This window comes from Paenibacillus sp. J31P316 (assembly GCF_056269105.1).
Genome location: NZ_JBWDNI010000007.1, coordinates 78,835 through 94,859, shown reverse-complemented (window position 1 = coordinate 94,859; position 16,025 = coordinate 78,835). Strand labels below are relative to the sequence as shown.

17 protein-coding genes are annotated in these 16,025 nt (G+C 57.6%); 10 read left to right on the top strand and 7 right to left on the bottom strand.

Features of this window, described 5'->3' with window-relative positions; genetic code table 11:
* Nucleotides 1–24: 24 nt before the first annotated feature.
* Both AC0YNU_RS20725 and AC0YNU_RS20720 read left to right on the top strand, forming a co-directional pair.
* Nucleotides 25–1,053 carry a lysylphosphatidylglycerol synthase domain-containing protein gene (locus AC0YNU_RS20725; RefSeq protein ID WP_475760131.1) on the top strand — a complete coding sequence of 343 codons (1,029 nt, stop codon included), beginning with the start codon at nt 25–27 and terminating at the stop codon, nt 1,051–1,053.
* On the top strand, nt 1,040–2,254 hold the full coding sequence (locus tag AC0YNU_RS20720) for a glycosyltransferase family 4 protein (RefSeq protein WP_475760129.1): 1,215 nt from the start codon (nt 1,040–1,042) through the stop codon (nt 2,252–2,254). The genes AC0YNU_RS20725 and AC0YNU_RS20720 overlap by 14 nt, the downstream gene beginning before the upstream one ends.
* Before the next feature lie 172 nt (nt 2,255–2,426).
* Here the strand turns inward: AC0YNU_RS20720 and AC0YNU_RS20715 are convergent, their stop codons facing one another.
* Nucleotides 2,427–3,899 carry a methyl-accepting chemotaxis protein gene (locus AC0YNU_RS20715; RefSeq protein WP_475760127.1) on the bottom strand — a complete coding sequence of 491 codons (1,473 nt, stop codon included), beginning with the start codon at nt 3,897–3,899 and terminating at the stop codon, nt 2,427–2,429.
* A 218-nt stretch (nt 3,900–4,117) separates the two neighbouring features.
* Here AC0YNU_RS20715 and AC0YNU_RS20710 point away from each other — a divergent pair, with 218 nt between their 5' ends.
* Nucleotides 4,118–4,714: a DUF3889 domain-containing protein gene (locus tag AC0YNU_RS20710; RefSeq protein ID WP_475760125.1), complete on the top strand. Its 597-nt coding sequence runs from the start codon at nt 4,118–4,120 to the stop codon at nt 4,712–4,714.
* 99 nt (nt 4,715–4,813) lie between these two features.
* Here the strand turns inward: AC0YNU_RS20710 and AC0YNU_RS20705 are convergent, their stop codons facing one another.
* Nucleotides 4,814–5,749, bottom strand: coding sequence for a LysR family transcriptional regulator (locus AC0YNU_RS20705; protein ID WP_475760123.1), 936 nt, complete (start codon nt 5,747–5,749; stop codon nt 4,814–4,816).
* 66 nt (nt 5,750–5,815) lie between these two features.
* On the opposite strand from AC0YNU_RS20705, the gene aroC reads away from it, so the two are divergent.
* From aroC to AC0YNU_RS20690, 3 genes are all read left to right on the top strand, one after another.
* Nucleotides 5,816–6,871 (top strand): chorismate synthase, encoded by a 1,056-nt coding sequence (aroC, locus tag AC0YNU_RS20700; RefSeq protein ID WP_475760120.1) that lies wholly within the window; start codon nt 5,816–5,818, stop codon nt 6,869–6,871.
* Nucleotides 6,872–7,034: 163 nt separating this feature from the next.
* On the top strand, nt 7,035–7,373 hold the full coding sequence (locus AC0YNU_RS20695) for a PadR family transcriptional regulator (RefSeq protein ID WP_475760118.1): 339 nt from the start codon (nt 7,035–7,037) through the stop codon (nt 7,371–7,373).
* 4 nt (nt 7,374–7,377) lie between these two features.
* The gene (locus tag AC0YNU_RS20690; protein WP_475760116.1) at nt 7,378–7,932 is read left to right on the top strand and encodes a DUF2812 domain-containing protein; all 555 of its coding nucleotides are present in this window, start codon (nt 7,378–7,380) and stop codon (nt 7,930–7,932) included.
* A 192-nt stretch (nt 7,933–8,124) separates the two neighbouring features.
* On the opposite strand, the gene AC0YNU_RS20685 is transcribed toward AC0YNU_RS20690, so the two are convergent.
* The 3 genes from AC0YNU_RS20685 to AC0YNU_RS20675 are packed head-to-tail and all read right to left on the bottom strand — an operon-like array spanning nt 8,125 to nt 10,943.
* Nucleotides 8,125–8,688: an NAD(P)H-dependent oxidoreductase gene (locus AC0YNU_RS20685; RefSeq protein ID WP_475760114.1), complete on the bottom strand. Its 564-nt coding sequence runs from the start codon at nt 8,686–8,688 to the stop codon at nt 8,125–8,127.
* Nucleotides 8,689–8,731: 43 nt separating this feature from the next.
* The gene (locus AC0YNU_RS20680; RefSeq protein ID WP_475760112.1) at nt 8,732–10,498 is read right to left on the bottom strand and encodes a DHA2 family efflux MFS transporter permease subunit; all 1,767 of its coding nucleotides are present in this window, start codon (nt 10,496–10,498) and stop codon (nt 8,732–8,734) included.
* Between the two features lie 4 nt (nt 10,499–10,502).
* Nucleotides 10,503–10,943, bottom strand: a complete 441-nt coding sequence (locus AC0YNU_RS20675; protein WP_475760111.1) for a MarR family winged helix-turn-helix transcriptional regulator — start codon at nt 10,941–10,943, stop codon at nt 10,503–10,505.
* A gap of 251 nt (nt 10,944–11,194) precedes the next feature.
* Between AC0YNU_RS20675 and AC0YNU_RS20670 the strand changes: the two genes are divergently transcribed.
* Nucleotides 11,195–11,473, top strand: a complete 279-nt coding sequence (locus AC0YNU_RS20670; RefSeq protein ID WP_475760109.1) for a DUF2277 domain-containing protein — start codon at nt 11,195–11,197, stop codon at nt 11,471–11,473.
* A gap of 319 nt (nt 11,474–11,792) precedes the next feature.
* The gene (locus AC0YNU_RS20665) at nt 11,793–12,443 is read left to right on the top strand and encodes a DUF2306 domain-containing protein (RefSeq protein WP_475760107.1); all 651 of its coding nucleotides are present in this window, start codon (nt 11,793–11,795) and stop codon (nt 12,441–12,443) included.
* Between the two features lie 127 nt (nt 12,444–12,570).
* Here AC0YNU_RS20665 and AC0YNU_RS20660 read toward each other — a convergent pair whose 3' ends face one another.
* Nucleotides 12,571–13,410, bottom strand: a complete 840-nt coding sequence (locus AC0YNU_RS20660) for a DUF6597 domain-containing transcriptional factor (protein ID WP_475760105.1) — start codon at nt 13,408–13,410, stop codon at nt 12,571–12,573.
* 129 nt (nt 13,411–13,539) lie between these two features.
* Here AC0YNU_RS20660 and AC0YNU_RS20655 point away from each other — a divergent pair, with 129 nt between their 5' ends.
* A complete protein-coding gene (locus AC0YNU_RS20655; RefSeq protein ID WP_475760103.1) occupies nt 13,540–13,992 on the top strand; it encodes an SRPBCC family protein in 453 nt (150 codons plus the stop codon).
* 36 nt (nt 13,993–14,028) lie between these two features.
* On the opposite strand, the gene AC0YNU_RS20650 is transcribed toward AC0YNU_RS20655, so the two are convergent.
* Nucleotides 14,029–15,237, bottom strand: a complete 1,209-nt coding sequence (locus tag AC0YNU_RS20650) for a low temperature requirement protein A (RefSeq protein ID WP_475760101.1) — start codon at nt 15,235–15,237, stop codon at nt 14,029–14,031.
* 151 nt (nt 15,238–15,388) lie between these two features.
* Between AC0YNU_RS20650 and AC0YNU_RS20645 the strand changes: the two genes are divergently transcribed.
* A complete protein-coding gene (locus tag AC0YNU_RS20645) occupies nt 15,389–15,820 on the top strand; it encodes a universal stress protein (RefSeq protein ID WP_475760100.1) in 432 nt (143 codons plus the stop codon).
* The last annotated feature ends 205 nt before the right edge of the window (nt 15,821–16,025 follow it).

Sequence of the window (16,025 nt, the reverse complement as noted above, 5' to 3'; positions counted from 1 at the left end):
TGCGCCGAACCGGGAGGGGATACGATGCGGATAGCGATGCTTCGAAGATGGGTGCCGACGGCGGTGAAGGTCGCGCTGGTAGGCTTGATTGTCTACTTCATTGCGGCCAATGTCCCGCTCAAGCTGGCGGATATCGAGACCTTTCTCGTAGAGGCTAACGTGCAGTTCTATACGTCCATGGTGGTATTCGCCTTCTTCCTCATGCTGCAGGCCGCGATCTGGGTGATGATCGTAAATGCCTCCAATGAAGGCGTCGGGGGGCTGCGGTCAGGCGCTCGTCTGGGTCTGCTGGCTGGACTACGGATCTTCAGCGACTCGCAATTTGCCAAATACATACCCGGCGGCTTCTGGAATTTCGCCGGCCGCGTCATGCTGACGACGCGCGCGGGCATCGCGCTGGACGCGCAGCTCGCCGCCATCGTCTATGAGAATATTTTGCTCGTCTCCGCGGCGCTCTGCTATGCGGTCGTGCTGCTGGTCAGCCTGGATATTGCGCCCGCCCTTTACATTGTCGCCGTTCTCGCGGTGTTCGCCGCCGCATACGTCTTTTATGACAGGACGACAACCTGGATCCGCTGGCTGTTCGTGCGCGCGTCGCGCTGGAAAACGCTGCGTCGCCTGCTCGGCCGTCTGACGGCGGCGCTGGGACAGGAGCTCGGCGCCGGGGCAGCCGTTGCCGGGTCGGAGGCGGGATTGACCCGCAATCGTTTCTTTGGCAGCTTGATCTGCTTTATCGGCAGCCATATGGTCATGGGCGTCGCCTTCTGGATGCTGACGAACAGCTTCGGACGGGGCCATGTCGGATTGTTTTATGCCGCGGGTACCTTTGCCACGTCTTGGCTGGTGGGACTGTTCAGTCCGCTGCCGGGCGGGCTCGGCGTTCGGGAAGGGCTGCTGGTTTATTTTCTGTCGCTGCGGCTGGGCGCGGAGACGGCGCTGTACATCTCCGTCATCGCAAGGCTGTGGAACATGATGGCGGAAGTGATGTTCTGGGCTGCGGTCCGAGCGGCCGGCTATTTGACGAGAAGGGGAAGAACCTATGACGAAGCGTAGAAAAATCGTTCTCGTGACCGGCGTGTTCCCGCCGGGCGTCGGCGGCATGCAGAATTACTATTACAACCTGTCGATGCACAGCAAGCATGACATGACCGTGATCGCTCCGGAATACCCGGGCAGCGGCGAGTTCGACAGAGGACTGCCGTTCCGGATCACCCGAGGTTCCTTCATGAGGGAGGAGCAGGCGGATCCCACTAGCTGGGGGCGTCTGTTGAGGCAGGTACGCAGAACGCTGCGCGGCGAGGAGCCCGACGTGACCATTTACGGGTACGTGCTGATCGGATTTATCGGCCTGCTGTTCCGGCTGATCGGCGGCCGGCGCTACGTCATCTCGACGCACGGGATGGATATGCTGATGTTTCGCCGGTTCGTCGGGCTGAACGCACTCGTGAAGCTCATTCTCCGCAGGGCCGACGGCGTGTTGACCAACAGCGAGTTCACGAAGAAACTGGTAGAAGACTATGGTGTGGATCCACGGCGGATCGGCATCGTCAATCCGGGCGTCGAGCGTATCTACGACAGGCTTCCGGTTAATGAGGAGCTGGTTCGGCGGCATGAGCTGCAGGGCAAATACGTCATCTTGTCGGTGGGGCGGCTGGTAACGCGCAAAGGTCATGACCGCGTGATTCAAGCGATGCCGGCGATTCTGAAGCAAATTCCGCATGCCGTCTATGTGATCGTCGGAGACGGACCGGATCGGGAGCGGCTGGAGCAGCTTGCCTCGAAGACCGGTGTCAAGGACGCGGTGCTGTTCGTCGGCAGCGTAAGCGGAAGCGAACAGGTGAACGAGTATTACAATCTCGCGCAGCAATTCATCATGGTGAGCCGGGAGCTGGAGAGCGGGGATGCGGAAGGGTTCGGGATCGTGTATTTGGAAGCGGCATCGGCTGGCGTGCCGGTCATTGCCGGACGGTCGGGAGGCGCTTCGGAAGCTGTGCTCGATGGCGTGACGGGGCTGCTGGTTGATCCGGAGTCGTTGGAGGAAATCGCGGAAAGCGTCGTTCGCCTTGCGAGCGATGCCGCACTTCGGGAACGGCTTGTGCACGATGGATACATCCGGGCTAAGGCTGAGTTTCAGCACGAGGTGCTTGCAGCGGGGTTCGATCAGTATATCGGACGGATTTGCGCGCTCCCGGCAACCGGTACGGCTCGCCGCCGGCTCGCGAGAGAGGCTGCCCGAGAGAATGTTCGGTCGTAAGCGGCAGGCTTGCGCGCGATGAAATGAATGAAATGAATGAGATGAAGTCAATGAAATCAATGCTATGAAATTAAATGAAATGAAATCAAATCAAATGAGGCTGGAAGCCCCTTCGCTTGGGGGGCTCCCAGCCTCGTTTCTTTATTTTAAGATGCCATGATTAATGCAACGCTTATTTGTCCTTCCCGGCCATGCGGTTGAGCTCTGTCGCCAGCTGGTCCAGCTGCAGGAAGCTGTTCATGACGTCGCCGATGCGGGCGTCCTGCGTGCTCATGTTGGCGGCGACTTCCTGAATGGCCGCCATGTTTTGCTCGGTCAGGCCGGCAATGGTCACGACCTGATCGGTCATGCCAGTATAGCGGACATGCAGGTCGTCCGCGGAGCTTGCCACTTCTTCCGACTGGCGCTCCACCTCGCCCGAGTTGCTCGCGATTGCTTGCATCGCTTCCGCGACTCCCTTGGCGGCCAAGCTGCTCTCGATGATCGCCGTCCGGCCCTGGTCGACCTTCTCCGCGGCTTCGCTTGTCTTCAGGCGGATCATTTCGAGGATCGACTCGATCTCCTCGGTCGATTGGCGGGACGATTCCGCGAGATTGCGGATTTCGCGCGACACGACGCCAAAGCCTCTGCCGTGCTCGCCGGCGCGAGCTGCTTCGATGGCCGCGTTCAGAGCCAGCAAATTCGTCTGCGTCGAGATATGCTTGATCGCCGCCACGATATCGCCGATGGCCGCCGTCTGCTCACGCAGCTCATCCATTAAGGCCGCGGAGGCGCGAATCGTCTCGTCGGCCTGGATCATCCGGCGTTCCAGCGCCTCGGCTTTGCCGCTGCCTTCATGCGACAGCTCCGCCGAGTTGGCGGACAGCGTACGCATCTCCGTCGACAGCTCCGCGAGCGAAGCGACGGCTTGCCGGGACAGCTGCATGGACGAACTGATGTCCGTGACGTTGGACGTCTGCGTCTCGATGCTGCCCGTGATTTCGCCGAACGAAGAAGAGACTTCTCCGGAAATAGCTCTCGTCGTGGCGATGTTCGTCTTGAGATTGGCGCTGAACGCATGCAGCGTATCGAGCGAGCCGGCCACGCGGTCAACGATGGCCTGCGAGCGGTTTTTCTCCTCGATGGCATTGTCGCTCTGCGCGGACACTTCCGACTGCAACCGCTCGCTGAACTTCGCGGATGCGAAGAGCGGCACGGCAATCAGGACGAAATACATCATGACGGAGAAGACGTCCTGATCGGGGAAGAGATCGGGCGCGTAATCGGTTTGGAACAGGCATACTGTCAAGACGGCGCCCGAGATTCCGGAGAACGCGATGGAGCGGGAATTGCTGTACAGAGTCATGATCACGAGATTGACGAACACGAGCAGGTACGTGGACCAGATCGGGCCCGTCATGATCAAGAGCAGGGTCAGCACCGTCACGATGGCGGAGATGAAGTACATGATGTAGTTCGACAGCCAGCGCTTGAAGGTCAACAATGTTGCGGTTGCGCATGAGAGGCCGCCGACGATAAGCAGCGTGATGATCGAAGACATCGGCGCTGTCGTCAGGGAATCGACAATCAAGCCGAGCCCGAGCATTGCCCAAATAATATAAACGAGCAGTTTATTGCGGTTATGCAGCGTTTGCGAAAGCTTCACGGCTTGTCCACTCTCTCTCCATCTATATAGTTAGGAAAATCTTACCATAGACGTATTCGCTCGACAATGAAATTACAAGCATTTTGTCGAAGTGGCGAGACTATTGGCGGATGTCGTCGATGGTCTAGAGGGGGCTGTGGTTGGATAGCTGAACGGAGTGGATGTTGCTGCTGAATGCGGGAATAATAACCGCAAATGCAGCAGAAGGAAGGTTTACCATGAAACGTCTGTTAGCTGCGCTGATCGCTCTCCTGCTGATATCCACCAGCATTACCTTGCCAACATCGGCGGCGCCGACGAAATACGATCCGGCAGACGGCTATCACCAGTACATCCAATGGATCGGTACAGCGAGGAATGCCGCGCAGGAGCGATATCCGAAGGCTGCCTTCGTGGACCTGCTCTATGTCGGCTGCAAAGCGGAATGGCCTGCGCCGAAGCAGTTCGTCTATAAGTTCTGGATGCGGGAAAACGAGCAGGAATTCGGGGTTTATGTCACTGTCGACGAGGCGGCGAGTCCGGGCCAAGCCCGCGCTTCGCGAGTCGAGAAGACGGATGCGAGCCTCCCGTCGTACGGGTATTGGAGCCGCTACGCGAACGAAGCTGTAAAAGCAGAGTATCCGGGTGCGGAAATCGTCAGCTGGCGGCCGTTCGGATGTGCATGTGTCGGAAAAGAGGCGTCGAGACAAGTCTTCCGGTTCTGGTTCCGCCAAGGAGGACGAAGCCAGGTCATGAAGGTCATCGTGGACTATAATCCGGTGACGGACAAGGCGCTTGGCGTCAAGTTCGAGCCGATACGGAGTTTCACGGAGTAAATGCAAGCAACTGCAAGCGACCGCACGACGCCAGAAAAGGAGCCGCTCGTCCTTACGCGAGAGGCTCCTTCTTCATGCTTCGGATAAGCTATTGTCCGCCTATTCCTGCTCCAACAGCAAGCTCATGAAATGCTGCCCGATAACGGGCAGCGACATGCCGCGCCGAATGGCCGCGCCTATGTGCCTCGCCGGAATAGGCTCTGCGGTACGCAGCTCGAACAGCTCGCCATCCTGCAGCTCCTGCCGGACGAACGCGCGCGTCACGAAGGCGGCGCCGTAGCCGCGCTTGGCGAATTCGACCAGCATCTCGGTGCTGTTCAGCTCGATCGCCGCGTCGACGGCTTGTCCTTGCGCCGCGAACCAGCGCTCGGCGAACTGCCGCGTGCTGCTGCCGGCGGACAGGAGCAGCAGCGGGAGCTCGGCCAGCTCCGCCGCGGTGAGCGGATGCTCCGCGCGCCCGCGATACTGCGGGGCGGCGACGAAGCAGTCTTGAATGGCGGCCAGCGGCTGCGTATCCAGCTCCGGATCGTTGGATGGCAGATGAACGATGCCGATGTCGATGCGGTTCTCTTTCAGCCAGGTCCCGATCTGGGCGGTATTGCCCTGGTAGAGGCGGAGATCGATGCCGGGATACTCGCCGCGAAGCCGATCGAGCGGAGCGAGTAGCTTGTGCTTGATGAGCGGTCCGCTGGAACCGATGCGCAGCTCGCCCGACTCGCGGCTTTGGAGCGCGGCCATTTTACGTTCCCCGGCTTCCAGCAGCGACAGCGATTGCTCGACGAAAGCCAGCAAAGCCGTCCCCTCCGGCGTCAGCGAGACCCCTTTGGACTGCCGGTCGAACAGCTTAACCCCGAGTCCTTCCTCCAGCTGCTTAATGGCATAGCTGACGGAGGGCTGCGTCAGATGCAGCTCTTGCGCGGCCTTCGTCAGGTTGCCGCTCTTCGCCGTGTGCAGGAACATCCGATACCATTCCAAATGCAGCTTTGCGCTGATATCAATCACCTCTATGACAAGCTGCGAAAATACCGATTTCATTTATCGATGTGCATTCATTATAATCATAACCAACGTAAGGGATCAATTCATCATGGAGGTCTTAATATGGCTGGGAGCTCATTCGGAGAGGCATTCAAAATCACGACGTTCGGGGAATCGCACGGCGAAGCGGTCGGCGTCATCGTGGACGGGGTAACCCCGGGGCTGGAAATTGACGAGCGCTATATCCAAATTCAAATGGATCGCCGCAAGCCGGGACAGTCGGCTGTGACGACGCCAAGGAAGGAATACGATCTCGTCCGCATCGTGTCCGGGATTTTCGAAGGGCGTACGACCGGGACCCCAATGTGCTTGATGCTGCAAAACACGGATATGCGGCCAAGCGCCTACGAGGGGATGGATCAGACTTTTCGTCCGGGACATGCCGACTACACGTATTTGAAAAAGTACGGTCTTCGCGATCACCGGGGGAGCGGCAGGGCTTCCGGCCGGGAAACGGCGGCAAGGGTTGCCGCGGGCGCGGTCGCGCGCAAGCTGCTGGAGGCGAGAGGCGTCGGCATCGTCGCTTATACGCGGGAGATCGGCGGCATTGCCTGCGCGACGTATCAGCCGGACGAAATCGAGAAGAATAACGTTCGAGCCTGCGACCCCGAGGCGGCGGTACGGATGGAAGCACGCATTACGGAGCTGGCTGCGCAAGGCGACAGTGTCGGAGGTATCGTGGAATGCCGTATCAACGGGGCGAAGGCGGGTTTGGGAGAACCGGTCTTCGATAAGCTGGACGCGGATTTGGCGAAGGCGATGCTGTCGATCGGCGCGGTCAAAGGCATCGAATTCGGCACGGGCTTCTCCGCTTCCGGGATGCTGGGCAGCGAGCATAACGACGGCATGGGTGCCGAGGGATTCTTAAGCAATCATGCAGGCGGCATTCTAGGCGGCATCAGCACGGGAGCGGATATCGTGTTCAGAGTCGTCGTGAAGCCGACATCCTCGATTTCCGCGCCGCAGCGCACGGTGAACGTGGAGGGGGAAGAGCAGATCATCCGGACGGAAGGACGCCATGATCCTTGCATTTGTCCGAGAATCGTGCCGGTGATCGAAGCGATGGCCTGTCTCGTGTTGGAAGACCACTACAAGCGGCAGGCGGCACTGCGTGACTGAGCAGCCGATGAATAGGTAGCGCAAAGCACAACGAAACGGCGGCCAAGACGGTCGCCGTTTTCTTATTTCCTCGCCAAACTATATTGACAGTCGATATAACAGATGTTAATGTATCAACATACGATATATCGATAGTCAGAGTAAATGGAGGTGAGCAGTCAAGATGGCCGACGTGAAAGGCATGCTTCCGCTTACGGAGGCGTTTTATTACATCTTAATCGCGCTTTATGCGAAGCCTGCACATGGCTATGGCATCATGCAGGACGTGGAAGAGATGAGCGCCGGCAGAGTGAAGCTCGGGGCGGGAACGCTGTATACCGCATTAAACACGCTGCTTGGCAAAGGGCTGATCGATCATTACCCCGTTCCGGAGGGGACGGATGCGAGACGCAAGATGTACAGCATTACGCAGGACGGCAGAGATACGGTCGCTGCCGAGATGAACAGGCTGGAGGAACTGCTCGTTTCCGGGCGGAGAATCGTGCATTCGGAGGAGGCGTAGGGAGATGGCGAATCAAGCGCGTACGGAGCGCAAGTACCATTTGTGGTTTAGCTGGCAGTACGAGCAGGAAGAGAAATGGATCAACGAGCTGTCCCGGCAAGGGCTGCATTGGAAGCGCGGCGGCATCATTCGCAACGAATTCGAACGGGATGCATCCGTTCGGTACACCTACCGTTTGGATTACCAGCTCGGTCTGGATAAGGAAAAGCGCGAAGAGTACCTGGGGCTTTATCGCGATGCCGGCTGGGAGTTTGCGGGCAATTGCACGCCGGCCTGGTTTTATTTTCGCAGGGAATGGCGGCCCGGCGAGGATCCGGAGCTCTATACGGACAAGGAATCGCTCGTCGAGCATTATAAGCGGCTGCGGCGCATGATGGCCGTCATGCTGCTGCTCAATCTGTTCATCATGTGTTTGAACGGCATTAGTTTGCTGCCGAGAGCGGACGATCACTTATGGGGAATCGTCGTGCCCGTGCTCGGGATCTATGCGCTGCTCTTCCTGCTGCTCGGGACCGGGGTCGTGAAGATGAATCGCAAAATCAAGATGATTACCTCGTGACGCCGCAGCATGCGCCAACGTTTTCGGCAGGAAATTGAAAAAGGGACTGACCAACAAGCCTAATGGCTTGTTGGTCAGTCCCTTTGTACCGGCCGCTATCCGCCGGAATCCGGCCGAATCCGGTTGATTGCACGCGGATGCATGGATGCAAGAAGAGCGCGACCCGTCTAGGGCCGCGCTCTCGCTTTTTGGTTAAATCGTCTCCCGAGTTTGCTTGCCCGCCGCATAGACGGTAGCCGCATTGGCCACGCGCGCCCCCAGCGCTTCTCCCAGCGCGAGGCCTTTCGCAAAGAGCGATTGACTCAGCACGTCATGGGTATCTTCGACGGGAGACGTCACCCCTACGCCGTAATAACTGCCGTACAGCGCATTCTCCGGAATATTGGCCGGCAGGCCGACGATCATCATCCCTTGGTGCAGCATCGGCGTAATCAGGTTCAGCAGCGTAGCTTCGCTCCCGCCGTGAATGGTTGCCGTCGTGCAGAATACGGCGCCGATTTTATCGACCAGCTTCCCGTTGGCCCATAAATAGCCGAGTTTGTCGATCCATTCCTTCAAGCCGGAGCTGATGGTGCCGAAGTGTCCGGGACATCCCCAGATAATCGCATCCATCCCTTCGAGATCATTGACGTTCGCCTTTTTGACGTGATTAATGAAAACCTCTGCTCCTGCTACGCTCTCGGCCCCTTTGGCAATGGACCTTGCAAGCTGTTCCGTATGCCCTGCTTCGCTATCGTAAACAATGTACATTTTCATCGTGTAAACTCCTCTCTTAGTTGGAAAATCAAGCATTGATTCCTTACTCGTTTTCTTTTACGGATTCGGTCAATTTCTTCAACGTCTCCCGGTATGCTTTATCGCTCATTTCTTCCCGACGGCCCTCGTCCTTGGAATTGCCTTGTAACTGAAGCAGCGCCTTCCGATATTCTTTATCGTTGAAATGTTCGTCGTCTGCCGCTGGGTCAGGCGTCCTGAGAAAACCTCGGATCGCGTCGCGGAATTCGCCGTCGGCGCCTGGCCGATCGGAACGATTGGAGTTCGCGGCTAGTTCCTCCCTTACTTCCGGTACGGGAACCGCCTGCATCTCTGTCGCAACCTGGACGGGTTCTTGCACCGCATCTTCGCGAGGCGATACCTTGCGGATGAAGAACGCGAGCACGAGCGCGGCAACGGTCAGCCAAGTGGCGACGACGAAGGAATGGTTAATCCCGTAAATCGTGGCTTGCTGCGCGATTTCGCCCATTTTCACGGTATCCGACGGATCGACTTTGCCTTCAATGGCCAGCGATTTCGCATGCGAGGCTGCGCTGTTCGTCATGAGCGTTACGAGAATGGCGGTACCGAGCGCGCCGGACACGTTCCGCAGCGTCTGGGACATGGCCGAGCCGTGCGCGTTCAAGCGGCGCGGCAGCTGATTGAGACCGGCCGTTTGGATCGGCATCAACAGCATGGACATCCCGAACATCCGCAGCGTGTAGAACAGCATCATATGATTGTACGAAGAATCGATTTCGAGATGGCTGAACTCATACGTCGTAATGGTCGTGATGATAAGGCCGATGACCGCCAGCCAGCGCGCGCCGATTTTATCGAATACCATGCCGGTAATCGGCGACATGATGCCCATCAGGATGGCGCCCGGCAGCAGCAGCAAGCCGGATTCGAGCGGCGTGAAATGGCGGATGTTCTGCAGGAAGATCGGCAGCAGGATCATGCCGGAATACATCGCCATCGTGATAATGGCATTGATTAGAGCCGTAAGCGAGAACATCGGATATTTGAAGACGCGCATCTCGAGCAGCGGCGCCTTCTTAAGGAGCGAACGGACAACGAACGAGATGAGCGAAATCGCGCCGACAATCAGGCAGACGGTGACTTCGACAGCGCCCCAACCCGCCGTGCCCGCTTCGCTGAAACCGTACAACAGCCCGCCGAAGCCGAGCGTGGACAGAATGACGCTGAGCACGTCAAGCTTCGGACGCGATGTCTTAATGACGTCCTTCATCGAGAAGGCGCCGAACACGACGGCCAGAATCGCCAGCGGCAATATGATGTAGAACAGGACATGCCAATCGTAGTTTTCGACGATCCAGCCGGACAGCGTCGGTCCGACGGCCGGCGCGAAGATCATCGCGACGCCCATCAAGCCCATCGCTTTGCCGCGTTCTTCAACCGGGAAGATCGTCAGGATGACGATAGTCATCAGCGGCATGAGAATACCGGCGCCGCAGGCTTGCACGAGACGGCCTGCAAGCAGAACGTCGAAGCCGCTCGACAGGGCGCAAATGACCGTGCCGATGGCGAATAAAATCGATGCGACCATGAATAACCTTCGGGTCGTAAAACGGTTGATCAGGTAAGCGCTGATCGGGACGAGCACGCCGTTCACCAGCATATAGCCGTTGGACAGCCATTGAATCGTGCTTTCTCCGACGTCGAGATCCTCCATCATTTTCGGCAGCGCGACGTTGAGCACTGTTTGCGCCAGCAGTGCAACGAATGCCGCGATGAGCAAGGAGGCCATGATCGGTCCTTTGCGCAATTGATTGGATACCATAGTTGTCATTACGTTAAGCTTCCTCCCTCGATTGTCTTAAGATGCGCAATACGTCTTGCTGAATGCGATCGAGCGCCCGTTGATCTTCTTCGGGAAGATCGAGCAGCGGACGCAGCAAATTCAGCCGGGTCGCATCCGTTTCGCGCCATAGATCCATGCCTTTATCCGTCAGCGTCAGCGTCATGGCCCGGCGGTCCTGTTTGGTGCGCTCGCGTTCCACGAGGCCAGCCTTGACCATGCGGTCCACGATGCCGCTTGTCGTGCTGTTACCGAGGTTCAGCTTCTCGGCAAGCTCCGTCAAGCGGATTTCGGGATGCTCGCGAAGCACGCGAAGCACGATGAGCTGAAGGGCCGTAAGCTTATGCTTGCTAGCCGCTTTGGACAGCAGCTGGAAGAAGGCTTGATTCACTTCGCGATAAGTCTGGAAAATACCCAAAATCCATTGTTCTCCCACTGGATACTCCCTTCGCAAGATATTTCGCATGCGAACTATTATCTACCCAAACCTATATATATGTCAATCGAGACATATAAATAACTTGTACCAATTCTGCCAACAATCCGAGAAAGACACAGTAATAGTACGTAGTATCTTCATCCCTTCATCAGGCCATCCTGACATATTGAAGAGAGGGGAATACTTACAAAAATTGTGAATGGATGCTATGATGGCGTCACGATAATAAATCATGGAAGGTGAGTGCCATGTGCAGAAATATAAAAACGTTGTTCAACTTCGATCCGCCCGCGACGGAGGACGAGATTCAAGCGGCGGCGCTGCAGTTCGTTCGGAAGCTGTCGGGCTTCAATCAGCCGTCCAAAGCCAATGAACCCGCGTTTCAGCTCGCTGTGCAGGAAGTTACCGCAGCCGCGGAAAAGCTGCTCTCCGGCTTGGTGACGAACAGCCAGCCGCGCGACCGTCAAATCGAGATCCAGCGGGCCCGCATTCGTTCCGTCAAGCGTTTCGGTCCGCGGGAGACCTGACTGTCGCGGCAGTCCGATCAGGAGCGTTTGCTTGTTTTCAAGCTTGGTGCCATGATGCAGCCGTAGCCTTGAATAGCTGCGAGGCGCCACGCCTTCGGCATGCAAGGCTTTTGGGCTTGTCCATGCTAGGATGGGGGCATGCGAAATAGCCGTATCCATGGGCGGATCTACGGCTGAGGGGTTTACAGCTGCTGGCGCTTGCGTAGCGGACACACTTTCGTGCCTTTCGTTCTCCCTGCGGGGGCGGTATACTGTGGTCCAAGGCGTCCATCTGCGCCCGGGAGTCCCTTCATTCTAACGTGCGAGGTTTCTGAATCCGATGTCCAAAACGAAACTGCCTTATGTACTTTTACTTGTTGTCGCCGCGCTTATCGCAGGCTATGCGTTGTACCGAAACATCTTGCAGGATCCTGAAGCAGCAGGCTTCCTGAGCCATAAAACCAACCCGCTCAAGCAGGTCGATTTGCCCGTCTGGTTAAGCGTTATGCGGGTGCACCTTGGATTCGCCTGCCTCGCGATGCTGGCCGGAACGGTTAATTTCTCGCCTTGGGTGCTGCGTCATTTCCGCCGATTTCATAAGAGGAACGGGTATGCCTATCTGATCTCCGTGCTTGTCGTTTCCCTTACATCCGGCTACATGGCGCCTTATGCGACGGGAGGCAAGGCGGTCAGCGTCCCGTTCAATATGCTGAATATCCTATGGCCGGCGTTTACGGTGCTTGCCGTCAACAGCATCCGCAAGAAACGGATCCTGCAGCATCGGCAGTGGATGGTCCGCAGCTATGTGTTCTGCTTTACGAACATGGCTGTTCATCTGCTCGCTTACGTGTTCCGGAAGTGGGCGGGATTGTCTTATGAAGCGGGGTACGCCGCCGCTGTATACGGGGCTATCGTGCTGCTTCTGCTGCTGGCCGAATTATTTATTCGGCTCTTTATGAACAGAACAACCACGGGGATCAAGCTATCTTAGCGATATCGGAGAGAAGCCCGTATAACGGTGAGAAATTCTTATCGTGTAGAGAAGTCACGTATTTATGAGATATAAGAAGGGCTGCAAGCCTGCTGCGACGAAGCAGCGGCCTGCAGCCCTTCGCGTCTCAACCGGGCTGTTGCAGTTCGGGCTTTCGCCCGAGCTCCCGGCTGTATTCTTCCGGCGATTTGCCGACGATGGCTTTGAAGCTCTTGATGAAATGCGCCTGGTCATAGAAGCCGAGGCTCTGGGACAGGGAGATCCAGTCCGGGATGCCGTTCTTCTCGATCAGCTCAGCCGCCTCCTGCAGCCGGAAGCGCTGAATGACCCACTTGGGGCTGACGCCGACGTAACGGTTGAACAACCGCTGCAGGGAGCGAACATTCAGGTCGAACATGTCCGCCAACTCTTCCACCTTCGTGAGGTCCCGGTTGTCTATGACCTGCCGCACGACGCTGTCGACGAGCGCGATGTTGTCGTCCGGCTCCGGGAGGCGAGAGCGGAAGAAGGCTTCCGCGATACGTATCTTGCCTTCGTCCGTGTCCTCGGCAAACAGCCGCGATTCGATCTCCTTCACTTCTTCGCCGAATACGTCGCTGAGCGCCAGGACGCCTCCGGTCAACAGGACCGCCGGCTGCTTCCAGAACGGATAGAAGCCGCCGGGCTTGAATTTGATGCCGAGCACCTCGCCTTCATCCTGCAGATGGCGGGTGTACGTGCGCCTCGGAACGCCATACACCCCTGCGAAAGCGCCGTTGTGATCGCGTTCGAACGACATATTGATGTTGGGGTAGGATAAAATCGTCTGCGAATAGGGAGGCTGTCCGCGCAAATCCCAACGGACGGTCCAATAGTTGCCGATATAAGGAGCCAGGTCGGGAGACGGTTCGAAACGGTTCAGCGCGAATTTCTGCCGGCCCGCTTCCGCCTTCAATATGCCGCGGTCGGTTTGTCGACGATCGTTCATGGCAAGCTTCCTTCCGTAAGCCCTGTCGCGTTTTTACAATACTTTGCTTTCGGGCTGGTTTATAGTCATAACTGACAGCTCGTCCGATACAAGTCCATGACAGTGGCGAATTTGAAGGGAGACAACATTATGGAAGATCTCAGCTACGAAATCTATATTGACGCGCCGCCGGAGGCGGTGTGGAACGTGCTCGTCACGCCGGAAGGAACACGGGCGATTTTCTTCGGCAGCGTGCTGGAATCCACGTTCGAGATCGGTTCCCCTTACGCGTATGTCGGTCCAGGCAACGATGGAGAGCGTACCGTTCATGTCTATGGCGACGTGCTGGAGTACGAGGCCAATCAGCGCATGAGTTATACGGAACATCCCGGCCCGTCGTATCGGGAGAACCATGCGGAGCTGGAGACGCGCGTCACGCTCACGTTAGAGGTCGTCGGTGCCGTTACGAAACTAACGCTTGTCAACGACCGCTGGCCGGAGGGGCATCCGTCCTACGCAAGCACGAAGCAGAGCTGGCCGATGATCGTGAGCAACATCAAGACGTACGCGGAGACCGGAAAAACACTGGATTTCGGCTGGTAGTCGACCGCCAACTGACCGCCCTCTCGGGCGGTTTTTTTACGCTTGCTCGTACACCGCCGCCGGCCGGATGCTGCATATCCGCTGCGAGAACGCCGATCCCCACAGCGAGACGGTAATCAGCACCGCAAGAGCGACGGCCGACAGCGCCAGTGCCGACAAGGAGCCGGCAAAAGGCGAGAGCGCCGCAAGCGCAACCAGACCCGCGATATACGGAGCGGGGAAGACGTTCGCGACGATGCGCAGGAACAGCATGTTGCCGATCAGGAACAAAGCCGGTCCGGCAAGCATGACCGCAACCGCTTTGGCTTCCAAGTGTCCCGTCGGATGGGCTAGCAGCAGTTCATCCGCGACGGCCGTGACGATAATGCCCGCGACCAGGAGCAGATGCGTGTACGTGTAAGCCGACCGCGCGACGCGGCCCGGATCCGCCGAATGGGCGATGAAGTGGTGGCCGGTTTTGGCGGTCATATCGAAATAGATCCACCACATCGCGACCGTGCCGGCGAAGGCGGCGGCAAAAGCGGCGACTGCGGCAGCGCCCCACTCCAACTTGGCGAACGTCGCTCCGGTGACGAGAATCGACTCCCCGAGCGCAATGATGATGAACAGCCCGCAGCGCTCTGCCATATGTGAGCCCTCGACGTCCCAAACGGCTGTCGGCGTCTTCCCTAGGCGCGGCGTCCAGAAGCCGACGGAAGGCGAGAGATACTCGATCGCAAGCGCCGCCGCCCATAGCCCGAGCCGCCAGCCGTCGTGCAAGAAGCCCCCGACGACCCAGCAAATCCCCGACATCGACAGCCAGCACAGGATGCGGATGAAGTTAATGCGAAGCTCGTCATGCCCCCCGCGCATCATCCACACGGTATACGCCGTGCGCCCTGTCTGAAATAGCGCGTATGCGACCCCGAAGTAAGCCCCGGATTGTTCGAACGCCTCCGGAATGGACGTGGACGTAATGAGGCCGAGCAGCATCAAGGCGATCAGCAGCAGCCGGACCTGAACCGATTCGGGATTCAGCCAGTTGATGACCCATGCCGTGAAGATCCACGCCCACCACACCGCCATCGTCAGCAGCCCGAGATGGACCGCCCCTTCCAGCGTGAAATGCTCCAGAAACGAATGAGACAGCTGCGTCACCGCGAATACGAAGATAAGATCGAAAAACAGTTCAATGAAGGACACTTTCCCCGAGTCGCTGCTTCCTCTGGTGCGAAATATCGCCGTGTCCGAAATCATTCTTTTCATAAATTCGCTCCCGTCGCTCGTTGTCGACCTGATTGTATCATGCGTCCATGCTGGCAGGCCATGGCGAATTGCACCACAATCAGGATGTTTAAAGCGATTTCGAAGCCGGGTAATAGAAGAGGAGTCGAACTGATCGAAGGAGGCGTTTACGATGAGCTTTTCCAATATACTTGTCGCGTACGACGGGGGACTGCCATCCGCGAAGGCGCTTGACAGAGCAATTGACATGGTGCAGCATTATCCGGAAGCGAAGCTGACGGTTCTGTACGTATACAGCGTGGCTGCGGTCGCGGTCGCGGATTCTATGGTGGTGGTGCCGACTTCCGTTCAGCGGGAACAGTTCGTTCAGGCGCAGCAGGAGCTGGCGAAGGTTGAAGCGCGGATCGCATCGGTTCCGTTCGCGAACGCGGTGCTGCTCGAGGGCAGTCCGGGAGAAACCATCGTCGACTATGCCAACCAGCATCAGTGCGACCTGATCGTTATCGGTAGCCGCGGGCTCGGTGCGATCCGCGAGTTCGTCCTTGGCAGCGTCAGCCATTACGTGCTGCAGCATACGCTGCTGCCGCTGCTCGTCGTGAAGTAATCCGCGGAGATGGCGCCATTATAGATTGGGTACTTGGTAGAAGATGCTGGATGAATACATGAATTGACGGAGAGCAGCACAATTGCTCCCGATTGCGAGAAGCCTCCGATTGCCGCGAATCATGCGGGGATGGAGGCTTCTTCTAGCTTTTTCATAGTTCCTTATTCGCTCCGATTCTATTGTGGAACATGAGGAAAATTATGGA

What these genes read in the sequence shown, in the direction of transcription:
- AC0YNU_RS20645 (WP_475760100.1), top strand. Translation starts at nt 15,389, where the DNA reads ATGAGCTTTTCCAATATACTTGTCGCGTACGACGGGGGACTGCCATCC.
- AC0YNU_RS20720 (WP_475760129.1), top strand. Translation starts at nt 1,040, where the DNA reads ATGACGAAGCGTAGAAAAATCGTTCTCGTGACCGGCGTGTTCCCGCCG.
- AC0YNU_RS20690 (WP_475760116.1), top strand. Translation starts at nt 7,378, where the DNA reads ATGGCGAATCAAGCGCGTACGGAGCGCAAGTACCATTTGTGGTTTAGC.
- AC0YNU_RS20670 (WP_475760109.1), top strand. Translation starts at nt 11,195, where the DNA reads ATGTGCAGAAATATAAAAACGTTGTTCAACTTCGATCCGCCCGCGACG.
- AC0YNU_RS20725 (WP_475760131.1), top strand. Translation starts at nt 25, where the DNA reads ATGCGGATAGCGATGCTTCGAAGATGGGTGCCGACGGCGGTGAAGGTC.
- aroC (WP_475760120.1), top strand. Translation starts at nt 5,816, where the DNA reads ATGGCTGGGAGCTCATTCGGAGAGGCATTCAAAATCACGACGTTCGGG.
- AC0YNU_RS20655 (WP_475760103.1), top strand. Translation starts at nt 13,540, where the DNA reads ATGGAAGATCTCAGCTACGAAATCTATATTGACGCGCCGCCGGAGGCG.
- AC0YNU_RS20665 (WP_475760107.1), top strand. Translation starts at nt 11,793, where the DNA reads ATGTCCAAAACGAAACTGCCTTATGTACTTTTACTTGTTGTCGCCGCG.
- AC0YNU_RS20685 (WP_475760114.1), bottom strand. Translation starts at nt 8,688, where the DNA reads ATGAAAATGTACATTGTTTACGATAGCGAAGCAGGGCATACGGAACAG.
- AC0YNU_RS20695 (WP_475760118.1), top strand. Translation starts at nt 7,035, where the DNA reads ATGGCCGACGTGAAAGGCATGCTTCCGCTTACGGAGGCGTTTTATTAC.
- AC0YNU_RS20710 (WP_475760125.1), top strand. Translation starts at nt 4,118, where the DNA reads ATGAAACGTCTGTTAGCTGCGCTGATCGCTCTCCTGCTGATATCCACC.
- AC0YNU_RS20660 (WP_475760105.1), bottom strand. Translation starts at nt 13,410, where the DNA reads ATGAACGATCGTCGACAAACCGACCGCGGCATATTGAAGGCGGAAGCG.
- AC0YNU_RS20650 (WP_475760101.1), bottom strand. Translation starts at nt 15,237, where the DNA reads ATGAAAAGAATGATTTCGGACACGGCGATATTTCGCACCAGAGGAAGC.
- AC0YNU_RS20705 (WP_475760123.1), bottom strand. Translation starts at nt 5,749, where the DNA reads ATGAAATCGGTATTTTCGCAGCTTGTCATAGAGGTGATTGATATCAGC.
- AC0YNU_RS20680 (WP_475760112.1), bottom strand. Translation starts at nt 10,498, where the DNA reads ATGACAACTATGGTATCCAATCAATTGCGCAAAGGACCGATCATGGCC.